Origin of the sequence: Methylocystis sp. Sn-Cys (assembly GCF_016745395.1) — a bacterium.
Classification (GTDB): Bacteria; Pseudomonadota; Alphaproteobacteria; order Rhizobiales; family Beijerinckiaceae; genus Methylocystis; species Methylocystis iwaonis.
The window spans coordinates 322451-346079 of the sequence record NZ_JAERVJ010000004.1 but is presented as its reverse complement, the minus strand read 5'-3'; the positions used below and the strand labels follow the sequence as shown (position 1 = coordinate 346079).

Genomic DNA, 23629 nt, shown 5'->3' with positions numbered 1-23629 from the left:
ACACTCGCCGACCGAGGCGGAAGTCTCTGCTTGTGCCTATTTGCCGCCCACCCACAGGACCCGTCTTGCGCGTATGCGCCCCAGACCCTATCACCCTGCCCTATGGCCGACGCATTCTCCCCCAAATCCGACTTTCTGCGCGTTCTTCTGGAGCGCGGCTTCGTGCATCAGTGCTCCGACTTCGAGGGGCTAGACGAGAAGGCGGCTGCCGGCGGACTCGCCGCCTATATCGGTTTCGACTGCACGGCCTCTTCGCTTCATGTCGGCTCGCTTCTGCCGATCATGCTGCTCGCCTGGCTCCAGCGCACCGGCGGCAAGCCCTTGCCGCTCATGGGCGGCGGCACCACCCGCGTCGGCGATCCTTCGGGCAAGGATGAAAGCCGCAAGCTTTTGACGATCGAGCAGATCGACGCCAACAAGGCGTCGATCAGGCGCGTTTTCGAGCGCTTCCTGACCTTCGGCGACGGGCCGACCGACGCCTCGATGCTCGATAACGCCGACTGGCTCGCCGGGCTCAATTACATTGACTTCCTGCGCGACGTCGGCCGCCATTTCTCCGTCAATCGCATGCTCACGATGGACTCGGTGAAGCTGCGGCTCGAGCGTGAGCACGAACTCTCCTTCATCGAATTCAACTACATGTGCTTGCAGGCCTATGATTTCGTCGAGATCAACCGCCGCTATGGCGCGCTGCTGCAGATGGGCGGCTCCGACCAATGGGGCAATATCGTCACCGGCCTCGATCTCGGGCGCCGCATGGGAACGCCGCAGCTTTACGCGCTGACCTCGCCGCTGCTGACGACGGCTTCCGGCGCCAAAATGGGCAAGACGGCGGCGGGCGCCGTGTGGCTCAACGCCGACATGCTGTCGCCGTACGATTACTGGCAATTCTGGCGCAACACCGAGGACGCCGACGTCGCGCGCTTCCTGAAGCTCTTCACCTTCCTGCCGATGGACGAGGTCGCCCGGCTGGCGGCGCTCGGCGGCGCTGAGATCAACGAAGCCAAGAAAACCCTCGCCACGGAGGCGACCGCGCTGGTTCACGGCCGCGAGGCCGCCGAACAAGCGGCGGAAACCGCGCGCGCGACCTTTGAAGAGGGCGCGCTGGCTTTGTCGCTCCCGAAGGTTCCCGTCTCGGCCGAGGAGATCGCCGCCGGGCTCGGCGTGCTCTCCGCCTTCGTGAAGGCCGGCCTCGTCGCGTCGACCGGCGAAGCGCGGCGGCAGATCAAAGGCGGCGGCCTGCGTTTGAATGACGCCGTCGTGACCGACGAACGCGCGACGCTCTCGCAGAAGGACTTCGAGAAGGACGGCGTGGCGAAACTTTCGCTCGGCAAGAAGAAGCACGTGCTGCTGACCCGCGACTAAGTAAACTTGCGCGAATAGCTCGCATTGACGCTTGTCATTCCCGAGGGGCCGAAGGCCCGATCGGGATTCCAGAGCCACAAAAGCGCGCGTTTTACTCTGGATTCCCGATTGCTCGCTCATGCGAGCGTCGGGAATGACGCCGCGAATCCCCGTGTAAAACGGCTGCGGGCATGACTTTCGCCATTATCCAACGGCAGAGCTGCCGCTAACTCTCTCCCGCGTCGGGAATCCGATTCGGGAGTTATCTAATGAAAAAGTGGATTTATGTTCTGGGCGTTGCCGCCGTCGTCGCCGCGCCGGAAGCGATGGCCCGCGCGGTCCGCGCCCCTGCGCCCGCCCCCGAGGCCGCGCCAAGCCTCTCCCCCTCCCCGCTTCTCGCGCTTCCGCAACCCAATTTCGACGTTCTGGGCGGCCCTTTCCAATATAAAGCCGGCGTCACCTTCATGTCGGAGAATATCTGGCGCGGCATTTCGATCACCAACCACCGCCCCGGCGCGATGGCCTATGGCGAGATCGGCAAGGGCTGGTTCTATCTCGGCGGCGATGTGCTGAACGTCACGCTGCCGACGTCGCCGGCCGCGCAGCTCGACATTTACGGCGGCCTGCGCCCGAACTGGGGGCCGCTGACGCTCGATTTCGGCGCCGTCTATCACGGCCGCCCGGGCAATCAGCAGCAATATTTCCTCGGCGGCCTGTCGCCGGTTCTCACGTACTGGACGCCCGGCGGCATGCCGACGACGCCCTTCGACCAGAGTTTCGTGGAGATTTACGCCAAGCCGAGCTGGGCGCTCAACGACTACCTGACCATCGGCGCCGAGATCGGCTACGATCCGAGCTGGGCGAATTACAACGCCCATGCGCTCTATTCGGGCGGCAACGCCAGGCTCAGCCTGCCCGGCACGGGCGCGTCGATCTCGGGCGCCTTCGGCCATTATTTCATCGGCATGGGCGATCCCACCTATGGGCCGAGCTATATTCAGCCGGGCGTCAAGGGCATCCAAGGCTTCAAGCTGTCGAGCTACAACACCTGGAACATCGGCGCCTCCTATAAATGGAAAGCGATCACTCTCGACGTCCGCTATCACGACAATACGCTGACGCGCCGCGGCTGCTTCACCAACGTCGCCAATCCCGCCGGCAATTTCGCCGCGGCGGTCTGGGGCCAGGGCTATTCCGACTGGTGCGACTCGCGCGTCGTCGGCTCGATCAATGTGGAGCTCGATTCGACGATGTTCCGATAATTTCCGTTTGAACAACTCGCATTGGCGCCTGTCATTCCCGGCGGGCCGAAGGCCCGACCGGGGATCCAGACCCACAAAAAGCGCAGGTTTTGCCCAGAGCCCGTCATTGCGAGCGAAGCGAAGCAATCCAGGGCGGCGATGCGGCCCTGGATTGCTTCGTCGGCTCCGCCTCCTCGCAATGACGGCGGTGATTTCCTGTGTGTCCAAACGGCGCGAGCGTCGGGAATGGCGCCGGTTCTCGGCTACCGCGTCTCCGGCATCCGCGCCGTTCCATCCAGCACGCCCATGATCTTGCGCATCAGGCCGGGCGCGATCGCCGACAGCGGATTGACGCTGACGACAGGCGCTGAAAGCGCCCCCGCCACGCGGTAGTTCAGCGCAAAAATCCCCTCATTCTGCCCGCCGGTGATGACCAGATTGAGCACCGGAATATTGGAGAGCAGGCTGTTCAGCGCATAGGCGGGCACGTAAGAGCCGGAAAGGTCGAGCCGGTCGCGCGGGAAGTCGATGAAGCCGTCGAAGGTGAGGCCGATCTCGGGGCCGGACATCACCCCCTCGCGCACCGACAGGCGCCCGCCGCTCCATGTGAAATTGGATTGTAGCCGGCCAACGCGCACAAGATCGGGATCGAAGCGCAGATTGCCGCGGTCGTCGGCGCGCGCCGTCCCGCCCTGCGCCATGAGCTGACGCATCGTCGGCTCGCCTTTGACAAAGAAATCACGGATGCGGATGGCGCCGTCGGCGCGGTTCTGGCCGAGCGCGACATTGGCGCTCAGGACGCCGTTCTCCATCTTGCGGTAGAGATCGAGGAAAGCCAGGAAGGAGCCGGCGTCATTCGTCGATATGTCGAGCTGCTGCGCGCCGTTTTGACCGCGCGTCATCGCGACGGCGAGGTCCTCGTGGCCGAAATTGCCCGTGAGCGCCACAGTGCGCGGGCGCCCGCCACGCGATTCATATTCGAAGACGACGCCCGAGAGAATTTGCTTCCCGTGGCCGGTGACGATCGGCAGTTTTACGTCGACGCTGACGTCGTCGCCCGCGCTCTTCTGGCTTCCCGAGGGCTTGTCGGCGCCGCCGCCGCTCCCTGAGCGGATAAGCGACGCAAGCATCGGCCGCGCGTCGAAATTTGCGCCGCGCACGACAATCTTCGTCGCCTCCCCGCTGCGCGAGACATCGACTTTCATGTCGTCGCCGGTGGAGAGCCGCACCGGAGCGAGCCGGGCGCTGCGGAAGCCGCCTTCTTTGGCGAGTTCGATCACGCCCTGCGCCTGCATGGGGTTGGCGTCGAAGCTGAACTGATCGAGCGCAATGGACTCGCCGCGCTTCACCGCGAGAAAGGTGGCTTTGGCGGCCTTGCCGACCGGCTTCGCGACGCCGGGAATGGGATTGTCGAAGCTGGCGCGCGTCAGGTCGAGTTCGACATGGGCGTTGAGGTCGTCGGCGACAGGAAGCTGCGTTTTCACGATCGCCGAGACCGGCCCGCTCACCCCCGCGACGGCATAGCCCGCCCGCTGCCGCGCGGCGTCGTCAAAGGTCAGTGTCAATTGCGCCTGCGCCGGCCCCTTTTCGCCGAAGCCGCGCCTGAGTTCGAGCGTCGCCGGCGCGCCATAGAGCCGCCCCGTCCCATTGACGCGCAGGCCGCTGCGATCGGAGAGCACATGTAAGGCCGCGCCCTCGAGCCGCTCCTTGCCGATGAGTTTCTCGACGACGAGATTGGTCGTGTTCGCGTCGACGCCAAAGGTAGTGCGGTCCCCGCGCGCCGTGTCGCCGATTTCGAAATCGACCCTGACGCGGCCGTCGATCTGCCCTTTGAGCGTTGCGCCGTCGACGGGAACGGTCGCATGCGCCGCGACGATGGGCATGGAGAGAATATCGGCGGCGGCTTCGATGTTGCCCGCAACCTTGAGATCGAGCACGGCGGGAGTCGGCAGCAGCGCATTATCGGCGACGGAGAAACGCCCCTCGGAGAGAGTGAGGCGATGTCCCGGAGCGGTCTCCATCATGCCGGATGTCGCATCGAAGGCGGAGGTCCGGCCGGTGACGCGGAGCTTCCCCGCGACGCCGGTCATCGGCGCCAAGCCTGGCAAGACGTCGATCAATGTGCAATTCGCGACGTCGCCGACGATCTCGAGGGACTTCTCCGGCGGCGGACGCTCGTAGCGCATGGCGGTAATCGCGTCGTCGTCGAAGTCGCCAGTGGCATGCGCATGTTTCACCACGCCGACAGGAATGTGGTCGATAAACCATGCGCGCACGGGCGCCGCGACATGGGTCGGCCAAAGCCGCATGAGGGCGCGCGCCTCGACGTCGTCGACGTCGAGCGTATAGATCACGCGCGGCGCCCCGCGATAGGTCGCCGCAACGCTCGCGGATGCGTGCAAGTCCGGGCCGGAGACAGCCAAGCGGTCGAGCAGCAAGCGCCCCTGACCGTGCATCAGGCGCGCCTGGAGCGCGGCCTCCTCGATAAGGACGCTTTTCTCCCCGGCGCGATCCGGCGCGATTTGAGAGGGCTTCACCAGTTTGGCGTTGATCAGCCAGGCGTCGGCCCCCGGATCGGCGCCGGGAGGAAGCTCCGCCGGCGCCTCGGCCGATCCGGCAAGGGCCAGATCGAAACCGCCGGCCTTGAGTTCGAAAGGCGCGACGACGAGCTTGCGCTCGCGTCGGCTCCAGCGGGCCTGGGCCGCGATGCGCTGGACCATGACCGGCTCATAGTCGGGCTCCTCTAAACGGAAGAAGCCCTTGCCGATCTCCAGGCCGCCGGTCGCTTCGAGCACGATGCCGTCGGGCGAGAGCGAGAAGCTCAGATCGACGCCGAGGGGCGAGTCCGTGTCGAAATGAAGATTGCGGGCGCCCGCGACGAGAGAGATTTCGTCGATTGTGATGTTGCGCAGCTTGGCCACGAGGGCGCGGTTGCGGCCCGGCGCGCCTTTCGCCGCCGCCGTCACGCTCCAGCGCTGTGACGGTCCCGTCGCGGCCAGGCTGAACCGCATGCTGCCCTGGGCCTTTGCGAGGCTCAGCGAAACATCCTTGTATTGGATCGTGCGGTCGATAGTGCGGTCGTCGATGGTCAGCCGCCCATGCAGCACGCCGAGCTTGTCGAAGCCGCCGATCGGGCTGTCCGGACTTATCGCGAGGTCCATTAGGGCGCGCAGGGCGCCGGCGGCGGATTTCAGCAGGGCCACGCGTTCGACCGGCGCCGGCGCGTCCGGATTTGGCTGGAGCGGTGAATCATTGGGGCTTTGCGGGACCCCAGGCGGTGGAGCGACCCTGGCCGTCGCCACGGGGTCTCCGCCCGCCGAAACCGCGATGGCGCCGTCCGCCTGGACGGAAAGGCGCACGTCGAGGTCGAGCGCCTCCAGACGGCGGGGCTGGAGACGGCCGAGCAAGATCGACGGCCAATCGAGGGAGAGCTCGGCGCGCGGCGCCGCGAGAATGGCCCGGTCGCCTGATTTTACGACGAGGCCGTCGACGGTCAGGGTCGGACCATGGTCCGAGTTGGCCAGAGAGACGCCCGCGAGCTGGAAGGCGAACTGCCCCGCGAAGCGTTCGTCCAGCGCGGCGACGATGCGCGGCGTGAGCCAGCCAAAGTCGATCGGCCCATGCGACAGCGCCAGGAAGAAGGCGCCGATGGCGAGACAAACGAGCGCCAATCCGCCGAGCCCGCAGGAGGCCCCGGTCCGAACCGCCCGCGGGACGCGCACGCGCCGGCGCCGTTTCGGCGGCCGTTGGACAGCCGGCCGATCGTCGCGATGCTCGCGCCCTGTCTGGTCGCTCAAATACCCTCGCTTCGCCCTGTCATTTCGACGCGCTGAAAAATGGCGCGTCCCCTCGAGATGCGCACTTGCCCGACCGGCGCCGTCTCTGCATTGTCAAACCGGATTCTAAATGCGCTTGCGACGAAAGGAAGGCGCAATGGCGACGAAAGCGTCGACGACGAAACCTGCGGCGGCTAAATCCACAGAGAAAAAGCCGGCGGAGAAGGCCACAACCCCCAAAGCGACGGCTGCAAAGCCCGCCAAGGAGGCGCCGGCGCCGAAGACGGCCCCGGCTCCGGCGGCCTCTCTTATCCTACTAAAAGAAGGCGATTCGGCGCCCGCCTTCACGCTGCCCGGCGCCGGCGGCGAGACGCTGTCGCTCGCGGCGCTGTCGGGCAAGAAGATCGTTCTTTACTTCTATCCCAAGGACGACACCTCCGGCTGCACCAAGGAGGCGATCGAGTTCAATGCGCTGCGCGACAAATTCGCCAAGGCCGGCGCGAGTATTGTCGGGATGTCGCCAGATTCGGCCAAAAGCCACGACAAATTCCGCACCAAATATGAGCTCGCCTTCCCGCTCGCCGCCGACGAGACCAAGGAGACGCTCTCCGCCTATGGCGTGTGGGTCGAAAAGAGCATGTACGGCCGGAAATATATGGGCGTCGAACGCTCGACCTTCCTCATCGGCGCGGATGGCAAGATCGCGAAAATCTGGCGCAAGGTGAAAGTGCCGGGCCACGCCGAGGCGGTGCTGGCGGCGGCGCAGGGGCTGTAGCCCCCTCGCAGATCGACGACCTAAGGGCCCCCTCCCCAACCCTCCCCCGCTTCGCGGGAGAGGGAGCAGATGGCGGCCTTCATCAGCAATGTCGATCGTGAGCGTCCCCTCTCCCGCGAAGCGGGGGAGGGACAGGGAGGGGGTCAGCCGGAAACGACGCTTCCGGCTAGATCGTCAGTTATGCTCATGCTCCGCGCCCGCCGGCGCGGCGTCGGCCGGCGCGGCGCCGGCGGCCTTCCTGGCGAGGATTTTCGCTACATCGTCCGAGCCCTTCTTCGCCGCGGCGAGGTCCGGCTTCACCGCCAGCGCCGCGTCATAATCGGCCTTGGCGCGTTCGAACTCCTTCTTGGCGCGCCAGGCGTTGGCGCGGTCGAGGAGGGCAACGGCGTTCCTGGCGTCGGCTTTCACAGCCGCGTCGAAATCGGCGAGCGCTTTGTCGTATTCGGCCTTCGCGTAATAGCAGCCGCCGCGCCCGATCAGAGCGGCGACGAGCTTGGGATCGCGTTTCAGCGCCTCGGAATAATCGGCGATCGCGTGGTCGTGGTCGCCCTTGGCATGATAGTAATTGGCGCGCGCCGCGAGCGGGGCCGGGGATTTTTTGTCGAGCTTGAGCGCTTCTTCGATGTCGGCAAGCGCCTTTTCCGCCTCCCCTTTCACGCGCCAGGCGGACGCGCGGGCCATGAAGGCGGCGGCGTTTTTCTTGTCCTTCTCGATGGCTTTGCCATAATCGGCGATGGCCGCGTCGAGGTCGCCCTTTGCGTGCTCCGCGGCGCCGCGCGCGAACAGGACGACGGCGGAAGCCTCGACCTCCAGCGCCTTGCCATAGTCTTCGATCGCATGGGCATAATCGCCCTTCGCCTGATAGGCGCCGGCGCGGTTCACATAGGCGGCAAGCTGATTTTTCTTCGGTTCCTTGGCGATCTCGGCGATGACCTGCGTGCAGCCCGCGATGCGCTCGTCGGGATTGGTCGACTTACAGAGCTTCCAGCCCGGATTTAGCGCGGGCGGAGCCGCAAACGCTTGGGAGCCTGTCAGAAGGCCGGCGGCAAGCGCGAAGGCCGCCGCGGCGCGCGCGGCGCTGAAAGAATAAGAAAACATGTCCCGGATTGGCTCCGTCGGTCTAGAGTGTGCTTAATCCTACCGCACTGGTGGCCTTCTGCAACCAGCAAATCTCGGCTGTTTGCGCTAATCGCGCGGGCGGCTAGGCTAGCGACGATTTCGAATCGAATTTTGCCGCCGGAGGAGTAATGATCGTTTCGACGACCAATGACATCGCAGGCTATCGCATCGTCCGGCATCTCGGGCTCGTCCGCGGCGTCACCGTGCGCTCGCGTTCGGTGGTCGGAAATTTCTTCGGGGGCATCCAGACTATTTTCGGCGGCAAGCTTTCCGTCTATGTGAATCTGGCGGAAGCAACCCGGCAGGAGGCCTTCGACCATATGTGCGCGCATGCGGCCGACGCGGGCGCCAACGCCATCGTTGGGATGCGCTACGACGCCAATGAAATCATGGACGGCGTGACCGAGGTCCTCGCCTATGGCACGGCTGTGATCGTCGAACGCGCATAAACCGCGAAAATGCTTCTTCCTTCCAGCGAAACTGAGTAAACTGGCGCTCGATGAGCCTTCTAACCACTACCGACGAACTCGCAGCCGTCTGCGACCGCTTTTCGCGTCACCCCTTCGTGACTGTCGACACAGAGTTTCTGCGCGAGACGACCTTCTGGCCGAAAGTCTGCGTCATCCAAATCGCTTCGCCCGAGGAGGCCGTCGCCATCGACGCGCTTGCCGACAGCGTCGACCTCTCGCCCTTCTTCGAGTTGATGGCGAACCCCGAGGTCGTCAAAGTGTTCCATGCCGCGCGGCAGGACCTCGAGATTATCTGGCGGCTCGCGCGCCTCATTCCGGCGCCGCTCTTCGACACCCAGGTCGCCGCCATGGTCTGCGGCTTCGGCGAGCAGGCCTCCTACCTCGAGCTCGTCAAGGCGATCACCCGGGCCAATCTCGACAAATCCTCGCGCTTCACCGATTGGTCGCGCCGGCCGCTCTCGGCCGCGCAGATCGAATATGCGATCGCCGACGTCACCCATCTGCGCGACATCTACCTCTCGCTGCGGGCCCGGCTCGAACGCTCGAACCGGCTCGACTGGCTCGCCGACGAGATGCAAACGCTCACCTCCCCCGCGACCTATGAGCAGCATCCCGAGAACGCCTGGGAGCGTCTGCGTCACCGCGCCCGCAAGCCGCGCGATCTCGCGGTGCTGATGGAGCTCGCCGCCTGGCGCGAGTCCGAGGCGCAGAGCCGCGACGTGCCGCGCTCGCGCGTCCTCAAGGACGACATGCTCATCGAGATCGCGCAATCGGCCCCGCGCAGCCCCGAGGCGCTCGCCAATCTGCGCTCCTTCCCCAAGGGGATGGAGCGTTCGCGCGCCGGCGCCGACATCGTCGCCGCCGTCGAACGCGGCCTCGCCCGCGATCCTGCGAGCGTTCCGCGCATCGAGCGCGAGCGGCGCGGCTCGAACGGCGCGACCGTTGAGCTGCTCAAGGTTCTGCTGCGCCAGGTGACGGAGCAGACCGGCGTCGCCGCTAAAATGATCGCCACGGTCGAAGACCTCGAGGCGATCGCCGCTGACGACCGCGCCGACGTGCAGGCGCTGAAGGGCTGGCGGCGGGCCATTTTCGGCGAGAAGGCGCTGGAGCTGAAAAGCGGCCGACTCGCGCTCGCCATCGAGAACGGCAGGGTCGTCACCTTCGATTGGCAGGACGCCGGCGAAGCCCCCGCGCAGGCGGAAGCCTCGGCTGAGACGCGCGAAGAAGCTTCCGCCTCGGGCTGACATCCCAGCCTCTCGCCCTAACTAGCCATTGCGCGCCGGGGCAAGCCTCTCGGCGTCTGACCGAAGTCGGCCGTGCGCTTTCGGCGCGCGCCGTGCTTGGTCGCGTCTGGGCCGTGCGCTCTGTCGCCAGCACTGGAGGGAAGCGCCGTGAAGCAGGGAAACCTTCGCATTATGGCGCTCGCCGGCGCCGGGCTGGCCGCGTCCGCCACGCTCACCCGGGCGGAAGCGCTTGCGGCTCTGACCTTATCTCCTCGGGAGGCCCTTAGCCTCGACCTCGGCGGCCAGCATGTCGCCGGCTATTTTGTCGATCGCGGGAACCAATGCGCGTTGGTTCTGACCATCCTCGGCGCGGGCGACTCGCAGCAGGCAAGCGTCTCCCATGTCGAGATGATCGTGAGCGGCGGTGGCGTTGCGCGTCTCCAATCCGCCCCCGAATCCAGCCTCTCCTTTTCCTGCGACAATGGGGCGCAGCGGATGCGCGTCTGGAATAACGACGGCCTTTCAGGGGCCGGGAGCGTCGAATGAGGCGGTTTCGGTAGGGCAAATTCTAAGCAGATCAATAGATTTTCTCTATCATAAAGACCCACACACGCTTGTCTCTATGGGGCTTTTGCATTTCTTGAGCATAATCCTGATTTGCCCGCATGGGAGGCACCCGACCCGGAAGCTGCGCCATTGTCGCCACTTTGCGATCACATTATAGAACAAAGCAATATGCGATTTTTATTGCAATGCGGTATTGAAATGCTGCGGCGCAGTGATACCTTTGCCTCAGCGAAGGAGACAGCGGGTTTGACACATTGTCGTCCGCGTTTTGGAGAGGTCGAGCCTAGCCCTTCGCTGCTCTGGTTCATAGAAGAAAGGAATAGATCATGAAAACACGGAATATCGCACTGACGCTCGGCGGCGTTCTGGCCCTGGCGGCTGCGACGCCCGTGTCGGCGGCGGACGCCTGGTCGGAGACCAAGATGAAGCCGCTGATGGCGGCCAGTCTGGACGCCGGCGGCGCCCATGTCGTGAGCTATTTCCAGCCGGCCAATGGCGCCTGCCGTCTGACCATGATGATTGCGGACCGAGAGATGGAGACCAAGGGCGGCGCGCCGACCCGCGTGCAGCTCACCGTGGAGCCGGGCCGCGCGGCCTATGTGGACGACGCCGACGGCAAATCCTCGCGCTTCACCTGCCTCTACGGCGCCGAGGCGATGAACGTCATCCGCGTCGATCGGGTCGCGCTCTCGCCTGAGCGCTGATCCGCCACACTCACACTGGCGGCGGCGCGGCCTCGATTCCGAGCTTGGCCGCGACGCCCGGGGAGGATTTCACGACATCCTCCAGAGTATAGCGGTCGAGCACGGAAAAGAGCGCGCCCAGAGATTCGTTGAAGACGCGCTGCAGGCCGCAGAGACCGAAAATGACGCAGCCATTCTGCGCCGCGCCCAGACAGTGCGCATCGGCGAAATCGCTCTCGAACTGGCGCAACAGCCCCCCGATCGTGAGTTCAGCCGGCGAAGCGGCGAGGCGCAGCCCGCCGCTTCGGCCGCGAGTCGCCGTCACCAGATTTAAGCGAACGAGCTCCAGCGCCACCTTACGAAGATGGTGCTCGGAGGCGCCGAAAGCGGACGCAATTTGCGCGATCGTGGCGCCATCCTCTCCCGCAACTGCCAAGAAAATCAGTGTCTTGAAGGAAAGGTCGCTGTGCGTTGTCAGCCGCATCTGTGGTCCCATTGCAAGGTTCGAGAATCCCGCCTACAAAAAGAAGCATCAAAAATACTTCTTTAGGGAGGGAAACCCGATGTCCAGCCTCTACGAACGTCTCGGCGGCGAAGCAGCCGTCAACGCCGCTGTCGAACTCTTCTATCGCAAGGTTCTCGCCGATGGGCGCATCGCGCGCTTTTTCGACGGCGTGGATATGGAAAATCAGATCGCCAAGCAGAAGTCCTTTCTGACAATGGCCTTCGGCGGCCCCAATAGCTACACGGGCCTCGACATGCGCAACGCTCACAAGCGCCTCGTCGCCAAGGGCCTCAACGATTCCCATGTCGACGCCGTGATCGAGAATTTGGACAGCACGCTGCGAACGCTCGGCGTCCCCGAAAAGGAAGTTAGGGAGGTCGCCGCCATCGCCAATTCCGTACGCGACGACGTGCTCTGCCGGTGACGGGCGCCCCGTCTCTTTCATTCCAGGATCGCCCGGTGGCTTTGTCGCCGGGCGAGACTGTCCTCGAGGCGCTGCTGCGGGCCGGCGTCGAGACGCCGCATTCCTGCCGCGCCGGCCAGTGCCAATGCTGCATGCTGCGCGCGATCGAGGGCGCGCCGCCGGAAGAATCGCAACGGGGCCTGACAGAGGCGCAAAAGGCGCTGGGCTTCTTCCTGCCCTGCATCTGCCGCCCGACCACTCCTTTGAAGATCGTCCCGCCAGACGACGCCGGCGCGCCGCAGGAGGCGACGATCCGCGCGATCGAGCCGCTCTCGGAAGACGTCGTTCGACTGCGCATCGAGACGGCGAATTTCGCCTACCGGCCCGGGCAATTTCTGGAGCTGATCGCCGAGCCCGGCCTCAGCCGCCATTATTCGCTCGCGAGCTGCCCGGAGGAAGACCCGTTCCTCGAAATGCATGTCCGCCTGCATCCGAACGGCCGCATGAGCCGGCGTCTCTCCGCCGACCTTCGCGCGGGCGATAGGCTCCACATCGCCGGCCCGCGCGGGACGTGCTTTTACGAGGGCGTCGCCGCGGATCAGCCGTTGACGCTCATCGGCGCGGGGACGGGCCTCGCGCCGCTTTATGGCGTGCTGCGCGACGCGCTGCGGCAAGGCCATCGCGGGCCGATCCGGCTTTACCATGGCGCCCGGGATAGCAAGGGGCTCTATTTGACGGACGAACTCCAGGCGTTCGCGCGCGCCCGTGATTTCGCTTACATCCCCGCGACCTTGGACACGGGCGGCGATGTGGCGGCGCTGGCGCTCGCGGCCGAATCCTCGCGCGCGGCGGATACTGCCTTTTTCCTGTGCGGCGGCGAGAACCTCGTGAAGCGGCTCAAGCGCGATCTCTTCATGGCGGGCGCGAGCATGAAAGCGATCCGGTCGGACGCCTTCACGCCGGCGGGTTAGACGCCCTCACCACGGCCGAGCGCCCGCACGAGGCGCCGCGTTGGCCATCGGCGCGGCGCGCGCCTCCGGCGGCTTCAGGAAATCGCGCGCGGCGCCGCGGGATTTCGCGACGCCTTGCGGATAGCCGCTGCGATCGCGGTAGGAGCGCTGTGCGCCATAGCTTCGGCTCTCGTCGCTCTTCACCCACATCGCCCCGACGATATCCAATAGGGTGACGCCCAGGACTGCGGACATGGCGAGACCCAGATTGCCTTGCTTCGAACTGCGCGGCTTGAGCGCCATCAAGGTCACAATGTCGAGCACGTCTCCCGCGACCCGGCTTTGCAGGCCGGCGCCCTTGTCAGGGGACAAGGACATCATCCCCGCGCCGATCTCGCGTGCGCCATAGGCGCGCAACAGCGTCTCCTTGCCCCGCACGCCCATCATCCGCGTCAACATCCGGGGCGCCAACAGCTCGCCGACTCCAAGGCCGATGCTGAACCAGCCGAGCGCGCGCGCGAGACGGTCCGACCCCGAGAGTGAACTCGGGCCGGTGCTGAGAACCCTTGGATCGCCCTTGGACCGCACGATGTTCGAGAGATTTGCGACGAAGGTCATAACCGCCTCCCCTCTCAAGGCGTCAAAACGACTTTGATGCAACTGTCCTGCTTGTTGCGGAACAGCTTATACATATCGGGCCCCTCATCGAGCGAGGCGGTGTGGGTGACGACGAAGGACGGATCGATCTGGCCTTCCTCGATGCGGCGCAAGAGATCGTCGGTCCAGCGGTTCACATGGGTCTGGCCAGTGCGGATGGTGAGGCCCTTATTCATCGCGAGGCCCATCGGAATCTTATCGATCAGCCCGCTATAGACGCCGGGGATGGAGATCACACCAGCCGGGCGGCAGACATAGATCATCTCCCGGAGCACATGCGGGCGGTCGTTTTCGAGCCCAACCATTTGCTTGGCGCGATCGACCAGCGTGTCGGGCTGCGACCAGCCGACATGGCTTTCGAGACCGACGGCGTCGATGCATTTCTCCGGGCCCCTACCGTCGGTAAGCTCCTGCAGGCGCTCGATGACGCTCTCGTCTTCGAAGTTGATCGTGACCGCGCCGCCGGCCTCCGCCATTTCCAGACGTTCCGGCAGATAGTCGATGGCGACGACCTGCTTCGCGCCCAGTAGTATCGCGCTGCGGATCGCCATCTGCCCAACCGGACCACATCCCCAGATCGCAACCGTGTCGCTCGGCTCGATGTCGCATTGAACGGCGGCCTGCCAGCCGGTGGGGAGAATGTCGCCGAGGAATAAAACCTGCTCGTCGCTGAGCCCTTCCGGCACTTTTATGTGCGTTTTATCGGCGAAAGGCACGCGGACATATTCCGCCTGCCCGCCCGGATAGCCGCCCGTCAGATGGGTGTAGCCGAAGAGGCCCGCCGTGGCGTGGCCGTAAAACTTGTCGGCGAGCGGCTTGTTGCGGTTCGTCGTCTCGCAGACCGAATAGTTGCCCCGCTTACACTGCTCGCATTCGCCGCAAATGATGGTGAAAGGCACGACGATGCGATCGCCTTTCTTGAGGCTGCCGTTCATGCCCGAGCCGACCTCGACCACCTCGCCCATCATCTCGTGCCCCATGATGTCGCCTGGGAGCATCGCCGGGATGAAATTATGGAAGAGATGGAGGTCGGAGCCGCATATGGCGCAACTCGTGACCTTCACGATCGCGTCGCGCGGGTCCTCGATCTCGGGGTCGGAAACGCTGTCGCAGCGAATGTCTTCCTTGCCGTGCCAAACGAGGGCTCTCATGCGGCGCTCTCCCCATTCCAGCGGCGCAGCCTCGCACGGGCGTACGCAGCTTCCGGAACGGCTGGGGCGAGCCTTGGTTCCGCCGCGAGCGATGCGCGGAACAACGCTTGGCGATGCTGACGCGATTTCCGCTTGAACAGCTCGCATTGGGGAATGTCATTCCCGGCGGGCTGAAAGCCCGACCGGGAATCCAGAGCCGCAAAAGCGCCGGTTCTGCTCTGGATTCCCGATCGCTCGCTGCGCGAGCGTCGGGAATGACAGCGAACCGATGACAAGGTGGCGTTGACGCCCCTCGCGCTTCGAGACGGCTGCTGCGCAGCCTCCTCAGCATGAGGGGCTTCTGCAATTTACGCCGTATACTTAGGCCTCATCCTGAAGGAGCGAGCGAAGCTCGCGTCTCGAAGGACGAGGCCGCCTGCGAGGTTTGGCGGGCTAGGCCTCGATCTCGATCTGGGCATCGACTCCGGCGAGCCGGCCAAGCGTTTTCAGCCGGCTGAGCACGCGGTCGCTTGCGAGATCGGCGAAGTCGCGCGGAAGCGTCAGAACGAGCGCATCCTTGCGAATGAGAATCTTCGTGCGCGGCAGGACGCCCGGCATCGAAGCCGACAGCAGATAGGCCGCCCGCATCGCCGCGCCGAGCACGCGGGCGCGCACGAAAAGGCGGGTCGTCAGCAGGCTGCGCACGGCGCCGATGCCCTCCCCTGCTTCCGTTCCCTCGTGACGCATCACGATCGCAAGCGAGAGATAGGCGCGGCCCGGATGATCGACCGACACGAAGGGGCCGTGCGTGACGATGTTCATGGCGCGCTGCGCGCGATACTCCGGGTGAGCGCGCCAGGCGATGTCGGAGAGAAGGCAGGCGGCGTGGCGCAGGCGCTTCTCCTCCGGCGTTTCGTCTATGTCGCTCGAGGCCATCAGCGCGTCGGTCCAGACGATCAGCTCGTCGCCATAGCCCGGCGCGCGCGCAAACAGCGTCTCCAGCTCGCGCGACGCCGAAATCAGCGGATCGATCTTGCGCTCGGCCTCGGAGAGCCGCTCGAACAACATCCCCTCGCGCACGCCCGCCGCCGAGATGACGATCTCGCGCGGCTTGGCGCGGCGAATGATTTCGTCGAGCACGATCGCGCCATAGGCGAGAAGCGGCCGGCGCGCAGCGGAGACGATGTTGATGTCCTCGATCGCCGTGCTGTCGACATGCTCCACCAGCGCGGCGAAATCCGACGCCTCGCTGGTTTGGATGCGGTAGTTGTGCATGACGCCCAGCGGATAGTTTCGCTGGCGCATATGGAGCTTGGCGAGCGAGCGCCAGGTGCCGCCGACCGCATAGAAGGCGCGGCCCTTGAGATGCTCCAGAGGCTTCGCCTCGGCGATCGCCTTGCGGGCGATCCGCGTCGCGTCGCGCGGATTGCGGCGGGAGGCGTCCATCAGAGCGAGGCCGCCGAGCGGCAGAGTGACGCCCTTGCCCAGTTGGTCGCCCGTCACGTCGATCAGCTCCAGCGAGCCGCCGCCGAGATCACCGACGACGCCGTCCGGCTCATGCACCGACGACACGACGCCGAGCGCCGACAGCTCGGCCTCGCGCTTGCCCGACAGCAGCGAGATTTCGCGGCCGATCACATCGCGCGCCGCAGCGATAAAGGCCGGGCCGTTCTCGGCGTCGCGGGCCGCCGCCGTGGCGATGACCTCTATGTCCAGCACACCCATCGTCTCGCAGAGGGCGCGATAGCGGCGCAACGCCTTCAGCGCTTTCTCGACGCCCTCCTCCGGCAGCCGTCCGGTGGTGACAACGCCCTTGCCGAGGCCACACATGGCCTTTTCGTTGAAGATCGGCGTCGGCGCGCGCGCGAGCCCCTGATAGGACACAAGACGAACCGAGTTGGAACCGATGTCGACGATGGCGACAGGCCGCGTGGAGCTTGGCGCCGGCTGCGCGATGCGCTGCGGCCGAAGAATGCCCTTAAACATCTTGCTTGCGCTTCAGAAGCGAACGCGGGCGCCAATCTTTGAGCGATTTGCCGCGGCCCGAGAGACTCGGATGGGTCATGAAATATTGATGCGCATTGAAGTGCTCCTCGCCCTCCCCCGGGCAGATGCGCTGCGACGAGCCGTCGGGGAGCACGCGGTAGCTCTGCTCATTGTCCATGAGATTGGCGAGCATGATCTGATCGAGCAATTGCTGATGCACCGTCGGATTGGTGATGGGCAGGAGAACCTCGACGCGGCGGTCGAGGTTGCGCGGCATGAGATCGGCCGAGGAGATATAGACATGCGCGCGCGGGTGCGGCAGCGGATGGCCCCCGCCGAAAGCGTAGACGCGCGCATGTTCGAGAAAGCGCCCGACGATCGATTTCACGCGGATATTCTCCGACAGGCCCGGGACGCCCGGCCGCAGGCAGCAAATGCCGCGCACCACGCAATCGATCGAGACGCCAGCCTTGGAGGCCATATAGAGCGCGTCGATGATCTCGGGATCGACGAGGGCGTTGCATTTCAGCCAGATCGCGCCGGACTTTCCGGCTTTCACGAACTCGACCTCCTGCTCGATATGTTCGAGCAGACGTTTCTTGAGCGAGATCGGCGAGACCGCCATGCGCTCGAGCCCGGCGGGCTCCGCATAGCCGGTGATGTAATTGAAGATGCGCGAGACGTCGCGGCCGATCACCGGATCGGCGGTGAAGACCGAGATGTCCGTATAAATACGCGCCGTCACCGGATGATAATTGCCCGTGCCGATATGGCAGTAAGTGGCAAGCCCGGCGCCCTCGCGCCGCACAACCATCGACAGCTTGCCATGCGTCTTCAGCTCGATGAAGCCGAAGACCACTTGCGCGCCGGCGCGCTCCAGATCGCGCGCCCAGCGGATATTGGCCTCCTCGTCGAAGCGCGCCTTTAGTTCCACCAGCGCCGTGACGGATTTGCCGGCCTCCGCCGCCTCGGCGAGCGCGCGCACGATCGGGCTGTTGTTCGAGGTGCGGTAGAGCGTCTGCTTGATGGCGATGACGTTAGGGTCGCGCGCCGCCTGCTGCAGAAATTGGATGACGACGTCGAAGGACTCATAGGGATGATGGACCGCGAGGTCCTTCTGCTTGATGGCGAGGAAGCAATCCCCGCCATTGTCGCGCACCCGCTCCGGAAAGCGCGGATTATAGGGCTTGAACTTCAAATCCGGCCTGTCGAGCGCGACAAGCTCGGAGAGATCGTTCAGCGCCAGCATGCCGTCGATCTCGAAGGTCTCGCCCTCCTGCACGTCCAGCTCGTCGGCGACGAGGGCGCGCAGCGACTCGGGCATGTCGGCGGCGACTTCGAGACGAATCACCGAACCTCTGCGCCGGCGCTTCAGCGCGGTCTCGAAGAAGAGGACCAGATCCTCCGCCTCTTCCTCGACTTCGAGGTCGCTGTCGCGAATGACGCGGAAGAGCCCCTGCCCGCGCGGCAGATAGCCGGGGAAAAGCCGTTGCGCGTTCATACCGATCAGCGCTTCGAGCTGCATGAAACGCGCACGCGCGCCGCCCTGGTTGGGCAGACGCACGAATCGCTCGATCTTCGGCGGCAGACGCACCAGCGCCTGCAATGTCTTGCGGTCGCCCGGCCGCACTAGCTCCAGCGCCAGAGTGAAGCCGAGATTGGGAATGAAGGGGAAAGGATGCGCCGGATCGACGGCGAGCGGGGTCAGCACGGGGAAGATGCGGCTGAGGAAATAGTCTTCCAGCCATTCACGGTCGGCTTTGGAAACGTCGGCGGGCTCGACGATGACGATGCCGACTTCCTCGATCTCGCGACGCAGCTCGCGCCAGCGCCGCAGTTGCTCATTCGTCAGCAGCACCGCGCGCTCGTTGATCTTGGCGAGCTGCTCGGAAGGGCTCAGCCCGTCCTGCGAGACGGCGGTGAGGCCGGAGCGAATCTGGCTGCGCAGGCCCGCGACGCGGACCATGAAGAATTCGTCGAGATTATTTGCGGAGATGGACAGGAAGCGCACCTGTTCGAGCAGCGGATGGCTCTTGTTGGAGGCCTCTTCCAGAACGCGGCGGTTGAATTCCAACCATGAAAGCTCGCGATTGATGAAGCGTCGCGGCGAGAGGGCGAGTTCTTCCGGGCGTTCCAGAATCTCGTCGGCCCGGTCCATCACTTCGATCGTCGCGGCCTCGATGGCCGTGGAGGCCCGCTCGCTCGTCTCTCGCATATTGGCTGTCATGCCGCTTTCCTGATCTTTTCTGTCTTATGCCACAATCGCGCCGCCGGCGGCAGGGCGAAAGCGCCGCATGGGCGGCCGGTGCGGAGAGAATTGAATTGGCAATCTCGCGCTCTGAGCCCCGAAAATACCTCCCCTTTACGGGGAGGTCGGCGGCCAGAGGCCGCCGGGTGGGGTTCGCGCCGCAATGACGGTCGATGAGGCTTTACCCCACCCGTCGCGCTTCGCGCGCCACCCTCCCCGTAAAGGGGAGGGAAAAGCTCACGCCCAGCATTCGCCCAACAGCGACTCACTCATCTCTCTCTGCGAAGGCCTCCATAACCTGAGCAGCAAGCGCGCGTGTGACAGGCCGGCGCTGGGCCAGCGCTTCGCGATCCAACGCGGCGACGAAAGCCCGCGCCGAGTCGAGCGAGCGTTCGAGACGCAGCGCGGCGTAGGCCAGCGCCGGCGGCTCGACGAGAAGCTGGCGGTCGCGGAACAGCTTTTCCAGCACCGCGCGCATCAGATCGTCGTCGGGCGCGCCGATCTGCGCCATCGGCGCCCGGCGCAGCCGCGACAGCAGGTCCGGCAATCGCACCTCGGCGGCCGTCGGCGCGCGCCGCGCCGCCATCAGCACGAAAACCCGGTGCTCGACGGCGAAATTCAGCAAATGAAAAAGCGCCGTCTCGTCGGTGATGCGGTCGATCTCGTCGATGGCGATCGCCTGCGGGGCGGCGGCGACGAGCGCCTCCAGAGAGGGCAGCGCCCCGCCTTGCGCGCGTAGCGCCGAGGCGCGCTCGGCCCAAATCGCAAGGAGGTGGCTCTTGCCGCTGCCGGGCGGGCCGATGAGCGTCAGAATGCGATCCGGCCAATCGGGCCAGCGCTCGACCATGGCGAGCGCCGCCTCATTCGACGGCGCAGCAAGGAAGTCTTCGCGCCCGAGGCGCGGCGCGAGCGGAAGCTCCAGAGGCAGTTGCGCCGGTCCCCCGTCGCCCATGGGTCTTTACGCCCGGTCCTGCGCGTGGGCGGAATCGCGGTAGAGCGCGCTGGCGCGATAGCGGCGGGCGAGGAAGCGCATCAGCGCGCCGATCGCCGCCGCGGTCGGCACCGCGACGATGAGGCCCGTGAAACCGAAGAGCGCGCCGAACGCCAGCAACGCGAACATGATCCATACCGGATGCAATCCGACCGAGGCTCCGACAAGCCGCGGCGACAATACATAGCCGTCGAGGACCAGGCCAATTGAAACGACGACGATGGCCTCCAGCGGCAGATCGATCTGCGGCCAGGCCTGCACAACGCCGATGATGATGGAGAAGACCAGCGCCGTCAGCGTGCCCACGTAAGGGACAAAGCTCAGAAAGCCCGCGATGACGCCGATCAGAAAGCCGAAATTCAGCCCGATCAGTGAGAGGCCCAGTGCGTACCAAAGACCCAGAAAGACGCAGACGAGCGACTGCCCGCGCACGAAGCCCGCGAGCGCGCGGTCGATGTCGCGCGCCAACATCCGCACATCCTCGCGATGCCGCGGCGGGACGAGATCGTCGATGATCTTCACCATATTGTCCCAGTCGAGCAGCATGTAGAAGGCGACGACCGGCGTGATGACCACGAGCGAGATCACGTTGATGAGCGCATAGCCGCGCCACAGCAGCGACTTGAGAAAATCGGCGGCGTAGGCGGCGCTCTGGCCTGCGAGATCGTTGAAATATTTCTCGACGTCGAGACTGACGCTCGTGCCCGCGAGCCCGTATTTCTCCAGGAACTCCTTCAGATATTCGTTGGAGAAACGTCCGCCCCAATCGGTGGCGAGGCCGTGCAGCGTTTGCAGATAGCCGGGCAGCGCCGCAAGCAAGCCGGTGAGCTGATGGGTGAAAATCGGCAGCAGCACCACAAGCGCCGTCACCACAAAGGCGATGAAGATTGCGAGCAGCAACAGCGCAGCGCCCAGCCGCGAGCACCCCAGCCGCTGCAGGCGATCGGCGATCGGATCGAGCAAATAGCCAAGCGCCGTGCCCGCCACGAAGGGCGCGAGAACCGGACTGAGCAGATAGAGCACGCCGCACAAGACGAGAAGCGTCGCCGCCCACAGGCCGAGCTGGCGTTCGAGGCTCAAGCCCGCCCATTTCACGGCGACAAGCTGCACGGGCTCCGTCGGTGGGGCCTCGACGGCGGTTGCCGCCGAGGACAAATTCCGGGGCGCGCGCGCGCCTTGCGCGCGAGGGGCCGCCGGCCGCGTCTGCTTCGCCATTCTCAAGGCCTCATATGCTGGACCCAGAGCCACAGATAGACGCTGGCGGAAGCAATGGTCAATGCAGCGACGCTCGCGATCAGCGCGTCTTCCAGCGCCCCTATCCGGACGCCAAAAGCTTGGCCCGCCAATATCACGGCGGCAAGCACGATTTGGACGGCGGTCGTTATTTTCGAGGAGAAATGCGGCTTGATCTTGAAGGGGCGAGCAAGAAACCAGGCCACGAGGACGCCGCCAAGAATCAGCGCGTCGCGTGAAACGATGAGAATGGCGAGCCACGCCGGGAGATTACCGCCAACCGCGAGCGACACATAGATGGAAATGATGAGCGTCTTATCGGCCAGCGGATCGAGCACCGCGCCGAGATCCGACTGGAGATGGAAGGTCTTCGCCAGCCAGCCATCGAGCGCGTCGGAGACGCCCGCGACCACGAAGAGCGCGAACGCCGCGCCCCATTTCTCGTCGATCACAAAGCCGATGATGGCCGGCGTGAGGACCAGCCTGCCAATGGTGATGAGATTGGGCAGGGACGCAAACCAACGAGAGGCCATGACCCCTATGTGGCGCGTTACAGGGCTTTCACAATCCCCGGCGCTTGCCCGCCTGCATGACAAGCGCGGAGCCGCCCAGCGCAAGGGCGACCGTGCCGAGAAGCAAAGTCGAAATGGCGTTGATCTGCGGCGAGACGCCGAGCCTGACCTGGGAGAAAATACGCATCGGCAGCGTCGTCGCGCCCGGCCCGGTTGCGAAGCTCGCGATCACGAGGTCATCAAGCGATAAGGTGAAGGCGAGCAGAAAGGCGCTCATCAAGGCCGGCGCAATTTGCGGGAGCGCGACCAGAGCAAAAGCCTGAAGCGGCGTCGCGCCGAGGTCCATCGCCGCCTCTTCCAATGCGAGGTCGCAGCTACGCAGCGCCGAGAGCAGCGCCACGGTCGTGAAGCACATGGTCAGCGTGACATGGCCGATGACCAGCGTCGCGAAGCCGCGTCCGATTCCCAGCGCCACGAAGCAGGACAGCAAGGCGAGCCCCAGCACTACCTCGGGCAGAACGAGCGGCGCATGCACCGCGCCGAAGAACAGCATGCGCGAGCGGAAGGCCCCGAAACGCGCGAGCGCCACCGCCGCCAGCAGGCCGAGAAAGGTCGCAATGGCCGCGGAGAGAACGGCGGCGGCGAGGCTGATCTTCGTCGATTCGATGAGCGGCTCGTTTTCCAGAAGCGCCGCATACCATTTGGTCGAGAAGCCGCCCCAGACGGAGACGAGGCGCGAAGCGTTGAAGCTCATCGCGGCGAGAATAGCGATGGGCGCGTAGAGGAAGACGAAGCCGGCAGTCAGGACGGCGATGCGAAAGATGTTGCTCATCCGCGCCGCTCCTCTTCGCGCAACCGCGCGCGCTCCCATAAAAGCAAGGGCGCGAGAAGGATGCTCACCAGCGCGATCGCCGCCGCCGAGGCCGCGGGCCAATCGTGGTTGGCGAAGAAGTCGTTCCAGAGCGTGCGGCCGATCATCAGCGTATCGGAGCCGCCAAGCAGCTCGGGGATGACGAATTCGCCGACCGCCGGAATGAAAACCAGCAAGGCGCCGGCGATCACGCCGTCACGCGAGAGCGGCAAAGTGATGCGCAAGAAAACCTGCCAAGGCGAAGCGCCGAGATCTTCCGCCGCCTCACGCAGGCTCGCATCCTGCCCTTCGAGCGCGGCGTAGATGGGCAGCAGCATGAAGGGCAGATAGGAATAGACGATGCCGACCACGACCGCGCCGGTCGTCGCGAACAATTCGAGCGGCGCATGGATGAGGCCAAGCGCCATCAGCGCATTGTTGATGAGGCCTTCGTCGCGCAAGAGCGCGATCCAGGCGTAGACCCGGATGAGAAAGCTCGTCCAGAACGGCGCGGCCGCCATGCCGATGAGGAACGGGCGCCACTTGCGCGGGCTGCGCGCCATGGCGAGCGCGAAGGGATAGGCGACGAGCAGCGTCGCCAGCGTCGAGACGCCGGCGATGAGAAGCGACGAAACGTAGGCGTCGAAATAAAGGCTGTCGCCGACGAGCGCGCGGTAATTGGCGAAGGTGAGCGTCTGAACCTTGGCCCAGATGTCGCCGAGCGTATCGGACGGCAGAAAGCGCGGCTCATAGGGCGGGCGCGCCAGCACCGAGTTCGAGAGCGAGATTTTCGCAATGAGCAGCATCGGCGCGAGGAAGAAGGCGGCGATCCAGAGATAGGGAATCGCGAGCGTGATGCGCTGGCCGAGGGAGAGGCGGCGCGATTTCACGGGAAGGGCCCTTGTGTCACGCCGTCATTGCGAGCGGAGCGAAGCAATCCAGAGCAGCGATGCGGCTCTGGATTGC

General features: G+C 65.1%; 21 protein-coding genes. 9 read left to right on the top strand and 12 right to left on the bottom strand.

The window, feature by feature from the left end; genetic code table 11:
• Positions 1-102: 102 nt before the first annotated feature.
• Complete coding sequence (gene tyrS, locus JJT62_RS11040; RefSeq protein WP_202072800.1) at positions 103-1365, top strand: tyrosine--tRNA ligase; 1263 nt, start codon at positions 103-105, stop codon at positions 1363-1365.
• A 248-nt stretch (positions 1366-1613) separates the two neighbouring features.
• Positions 1614-2606, top strand: a complete 993-nt coding sequence (locus tag JJT62_RS11035; protein ID WP_202072799.1) for a hypothetical protein — start codon at positions 1614-1616, stop codon at positions 2604-2606.
• A gap of 242 nt (positions 2607-2848) precedes the next feature.
• On the opposite strand, the gene JJT62_RS11030 is transcribed toward JJT62_RS11035, so the two are convergent.
• Positions 2849-6382 (bottom strand): AsmA-like C-terminal region-containing protein, encoded by a 3534-nt coding sequence (locus JJT62_RS11030; RefSeq protein ID WP_210340626.1) that lies wholly within the window; start codon positions 6380-6382, stop codon positions 2849-2851.
• Between the two features lie 289 nt (positions 6383-6671).
• Between JJT62_RS11030 and JJT62_RS11025 the strand changes: the two genes are divergently transcribed.
• Positions 6672-7136, top strand: coding sequence for a peroxiredoxin (locus tag JJT62_RS11025; RefSeq protein WP_370568523.1), 465 nt, complete (start codon positions 6672-6674; stop codon positions 7134-7136).
• 174 nt (positions 7137-7310) lie between these two features.
• Here JJT62_RS11025 and JJT62_RS11020 read toward each other — a convergent pair whose 3' ends face one another.
• Entirely contained in the window at positions 7311-8234 is a 924-nt protein-coding gene (locus tag JJT62_RS11020; protein ID WP_202072797.1) for a tetratricopeptide repeat protein, read from the bottom strand.
• Between the two features lie 149 nt (positions 8235-8383).
• On the opposite strand from JJT62_RS11020, the gene JJT62_RS11015 reads away from it, so the two are divergent.
• From JJT62_RS11015 to JJT62_RS11000, 4 genes are all read left to right on the top strand, one after another.
• Positions 8384-8704, top strand: a complete 321-nt coding sequence (locus JJT62_RS11015; RefSeq protein ID WP_202072796.1) for a YbjQ family protein — start codon at positions 8384-8386, stop codon at positions 8702-8704.
• A 50-nt stretch (positions 8705-8754) separates the two neighbouring features.
• Positions 8755-9969 (top strand): ribonuclease D, encoded by a 1215-nt coding sequence (gene rnd, locus JJT62_RS11010; RefSeq protein ID WP_202072795.1) that lies wholly within the window; start codon positions 8755-8757, stop codon positions 9967-9969.
• A 147-nt stretch (positions 9970-10116) separates the two neighbouring features.
• A complete protein-coding gene (locus JJT62_RS11005) occupies positions 10117-10494 on the top strand; it encodes a hypothetical protein (RefSeq protein ID WP_202072794.1) in 378 nt (125 codons plus the stop codon).
• Between the two features lie 347 nt (positions 10495-10841).
• Positions 10842-11219, top strand: coding sequence for a hypothetical protein (locus tag JJT62_RS11000; RefSeq protein ID WP_246744829.1), 378 nt, complete (start codon positions 10842-10844; stop codon positions 11217-11219).
• Positions 11220-11229: 10 nt separating this feature from the next.
• Here JJT62_RS11000 and JJT62_RS10995 read toward each other — a convergent pair whose 3' ends face one another.
• Positions 11230-11682 (bottom strand): Rrf2 family transcriptional regulator, encoded by a 453-nt coding sequence (locus tag JJT62_RS10995; RefSeq protein WP_202072793.1) that lies wholly within the window; start codon positions 11680-11682, stop codon positions 11230-11232.
• 79 nt (positions 11683-11761) lie between these two features.
• Here JJT62_RS10995 and JJT62_RS10990 point away from each other — a divergent pair, with 79 nt between their 5' ends.
• Both JJT62_RS10990 and JJT62_RS10985 read left to right on the top strand, forming a co-directional pair.
• Complete coding sequence (locus JJT62_RS10990) at positions 11762-12127, top strand: group 1 truncated hemoglobin (protein WP_202072792.1); 366 nt, start codon at positions 11762-11764, stop codon at positions 12125-12127.
• A complete protein-coding gene (locus JJT62_RS10985; RefSeq protein ID WP_202072791.1) occupies positions 12124-13077 on the top strand; it encodes a 2Fe-2S iron-sulfur cluster binding domain-containing protein in 954 nt (317 codons plus the stop codon). The genes JJT62_RS10990 and JJT62_RS10985 overlap by 4 nt, the downstream gene beginning before the upstream one ends.
• Positions 13078-13083: 6 nt before the next feature.
• On the opposite strand, the gene JJT62_RS10980 is transcribed toward JJT62_RS10985, so the two are convergent.
• From JJT62_RS10980 to JJT62_RS10940, 9 genes are all read right to left on the bottom strand, one after another.
• Positions 13084-13674, bottom strand: a complete 591-nt coding sequence (locus tag JJT62_RS10980; protein ID WP_202072790.1) for a hypothetical protein — start codon at positions 13672-13674, stop codon at positions 13084-13086.
• Between the two features lie 14 nt (positions 13675-13688).
• Positions 13689-14864, bottom strand: a complete 1176-nt coding sequence (locus JJT62_RS10975) for a zinc-dependent alcohol dehydrogenase (protein ID WP_202072789.1) — start codon at positions 14862-14864, stop codon at positions 13689-13691.
• Positions 14865-15296: 432 nt separating this feature from the next.
• On the bottom strand, positions 15297-16829 hold the full coding sequence (gene ppx / locus JJT62_RS10970) for an exopolyphosphatase (protein WP_202072788.1): 1533 nt from the start codon (positions 16827-16829) through the stop codon (positions 15297-15299).
• Positions 16822-19056: an RNA degradosome polyphosphate kinase gene (locus JJT62_RS10965; protein ID WP_202072787.1), complete on the bottom strand. Its 2235-nt coding sequence runs from the start codon at positions 19054-19056 to the stop codon at positions 16822-16824. Before JJT62_RS10965 ends, ppx begins: the two co-directional genes overlap by 8 nt.
• Before the next feature lie 286 nt (positions 19057-19342).
• Positions 19343-20029, bottom strand: a complete 687-nt coding sequence (locus tag JJT62_RS10960; protein WP_202072786.1) for a hypothetical protein — start codon at positions 20027-20029, stop codon at positions 19343-19345.
• A gap of 6 nt (positions 20030-20035) precedes the next feature.
• Positions 20036-21283, bottom strand: coding sequence for an AI-2E family transporter (locus JJT62_RS10955; RefSeq protein WP_202072785.1), 1248 nt, complete (start codon positions 21281-21283; stop codon positions 20036-20038).
• A gap of 2 nt (positions 21284-21285) precedes the next feature.
• Positions 21286-21834, bottom strand: a complete 549-nt coding sequence (locus JJT62_RS10950) for a CDP-alcohol phosphatidyltransferase family protein (protein ID WP_202072784.1) — start codon at positions 21832-21834, stop codon at positions 21286-21288.
• A 28-nt stretch (positions 21835-21862) separates the two neighbouring features.
• The gene (locus JJT62_RS10945) at positions 21863-22645 is read right to left on the bottom strand and encodes an ABC transporter permease subunit (protein WP_202072783.1); all 783 of its coding nucleotides are present in this window, start codon (positions 22643-22645) and stop codon (positions 21863-21865) included.
• A complete protein-coding gene (locus JJT62_RS10940) occupies positions 22642-23553 on the bottom strand; it encodes an ABC transporter permease subunit (RefSeq protein ID WP_202072782.1) in 912 nt (303 codons plus the stop codon). Before JJT62_RS10940 ends, JJT62_RS10945 begins: the two co-directional genes overlap by 4 nt.
• Positions 23554-23629 lie beyond the last annotated feature (76 nt).

Excerpts from the sequence above, each read along its gene's own strand:
- JJT62_RS10995 (WP_202072793.1), bottom strand. The coding sequence starts at position 11,682 with ATGCGGCTGACAACGCACAGCGACCTTTCCTTCAAGACACTGATTTTC.
- JJT62_RS11015 (WP_202072796.1), top strand. The coding sequence starts at position 8,384 with ATGATCGTTTCGACGACCAATGACATCGCAGGCTATCGCATCGTCCGG.
- JJT62_RS10990 (WP_202072792.1), top strand. The coding sequence starts at position 11,762 with ATGTCCAGCCTCTACGAACGTCTCGGCGGCGAAGCAGCCGTCAACGCC.
- JJT62_RS10960 (WP_202072786.1), bottom strand. The coding sequence starts at position 20,029 with ATGGGCGACGGGGGACCGGCGCAACTGCCTCTGGAGCTTCCGCTCGCG.
- rnd (WP_202072795.1), top strand. The coding sequence starts at position 8,755 with ATGAGCCTTCTAACCACTACCGACGAACTCGCAGCCGTCTGCGACCGC.
- JJT62_RS10975 (WP_202072789.1), bottom strand. The coding sequence starts at position 14,864 with ATGAGAGCCCTCGTTTGGCACGGCAAGGAAGACATTCGCTGCGACAGC.
- JJT62_RS11035 (WP_202072799.1), top strand. The coding sequence starts at position 1,614 with ATGAAAAAGTGGATTTATGTTCTGGGCGTTGCCGCCGTCGTCGCCGCG.
- JJT62_RS11020 (WP_202072797.1), bottom strand. The coding sequence starts at position 8,234 with ATGTTTTCTTATTCTTTCAGCGCCGCGCGCGCCGCGGCGGCCTTCGCG.
- JJT62_RS10965 (WP_202072787.1), bottom strand. The coding sequence starts at position 19,056 with ATGACAGCCAATATGCGAGAGACGAGCGAGCGGGCCTCCACGGCCATC.
- JJT62_RS10950 (WP_202072784.1), bottom strand. The coding sequence starts at position 21,834 with ATGGCCTCTCGTTGGTTTGCGTCCCTGCCCAATCTCATCACCATTGGC.
- JJT62_RS10980 (WP_202072790.1), bottom strand. The coding sequence starts at position 13,674 with ATGACCTTCGTCGCAAATCTCTCGAACATCGTGCGGTCCAAGGGCGAT.
- ppx (WP_202072788.1), bottom strand. The coding sequence starts at position 16,829 with ATGTTTAAGGGCATTCTTCGGCCGCAGCGCATCGCGCAGCCGGCGCCA.
- JJT62_RS11000 (WP_246744829.1), top strand. The coding sequence starts at position 10,842 with ATGAAAACACGGAATATCGCACTGACGCTCGGCGGCGTTCTGGCCCTG.
- JJT62_RS10955 (WP_202072785.1), bottom strand. The coding sequence starts at position 21,283 with ATGGCGAAGCAGACGCGGCCGGCGGCCCCTCGCGCGCAAGGCGCGCGC.
- tyrS (WP_202072800.1), top strand. The coding sequence starts at position 103 with ATGGCCGACGCATTCTCCCCCAAATCCGACTTTCTGCGCGTTCTTCTG.
- JJT62_RS10945 (WP_202072783.1), bottom strand. The coding sequence starts at position 22,645 with ATGAGCAACATCTTTCGCATCGCCGTCCTGACTGCCGGCTTCGTCTTC.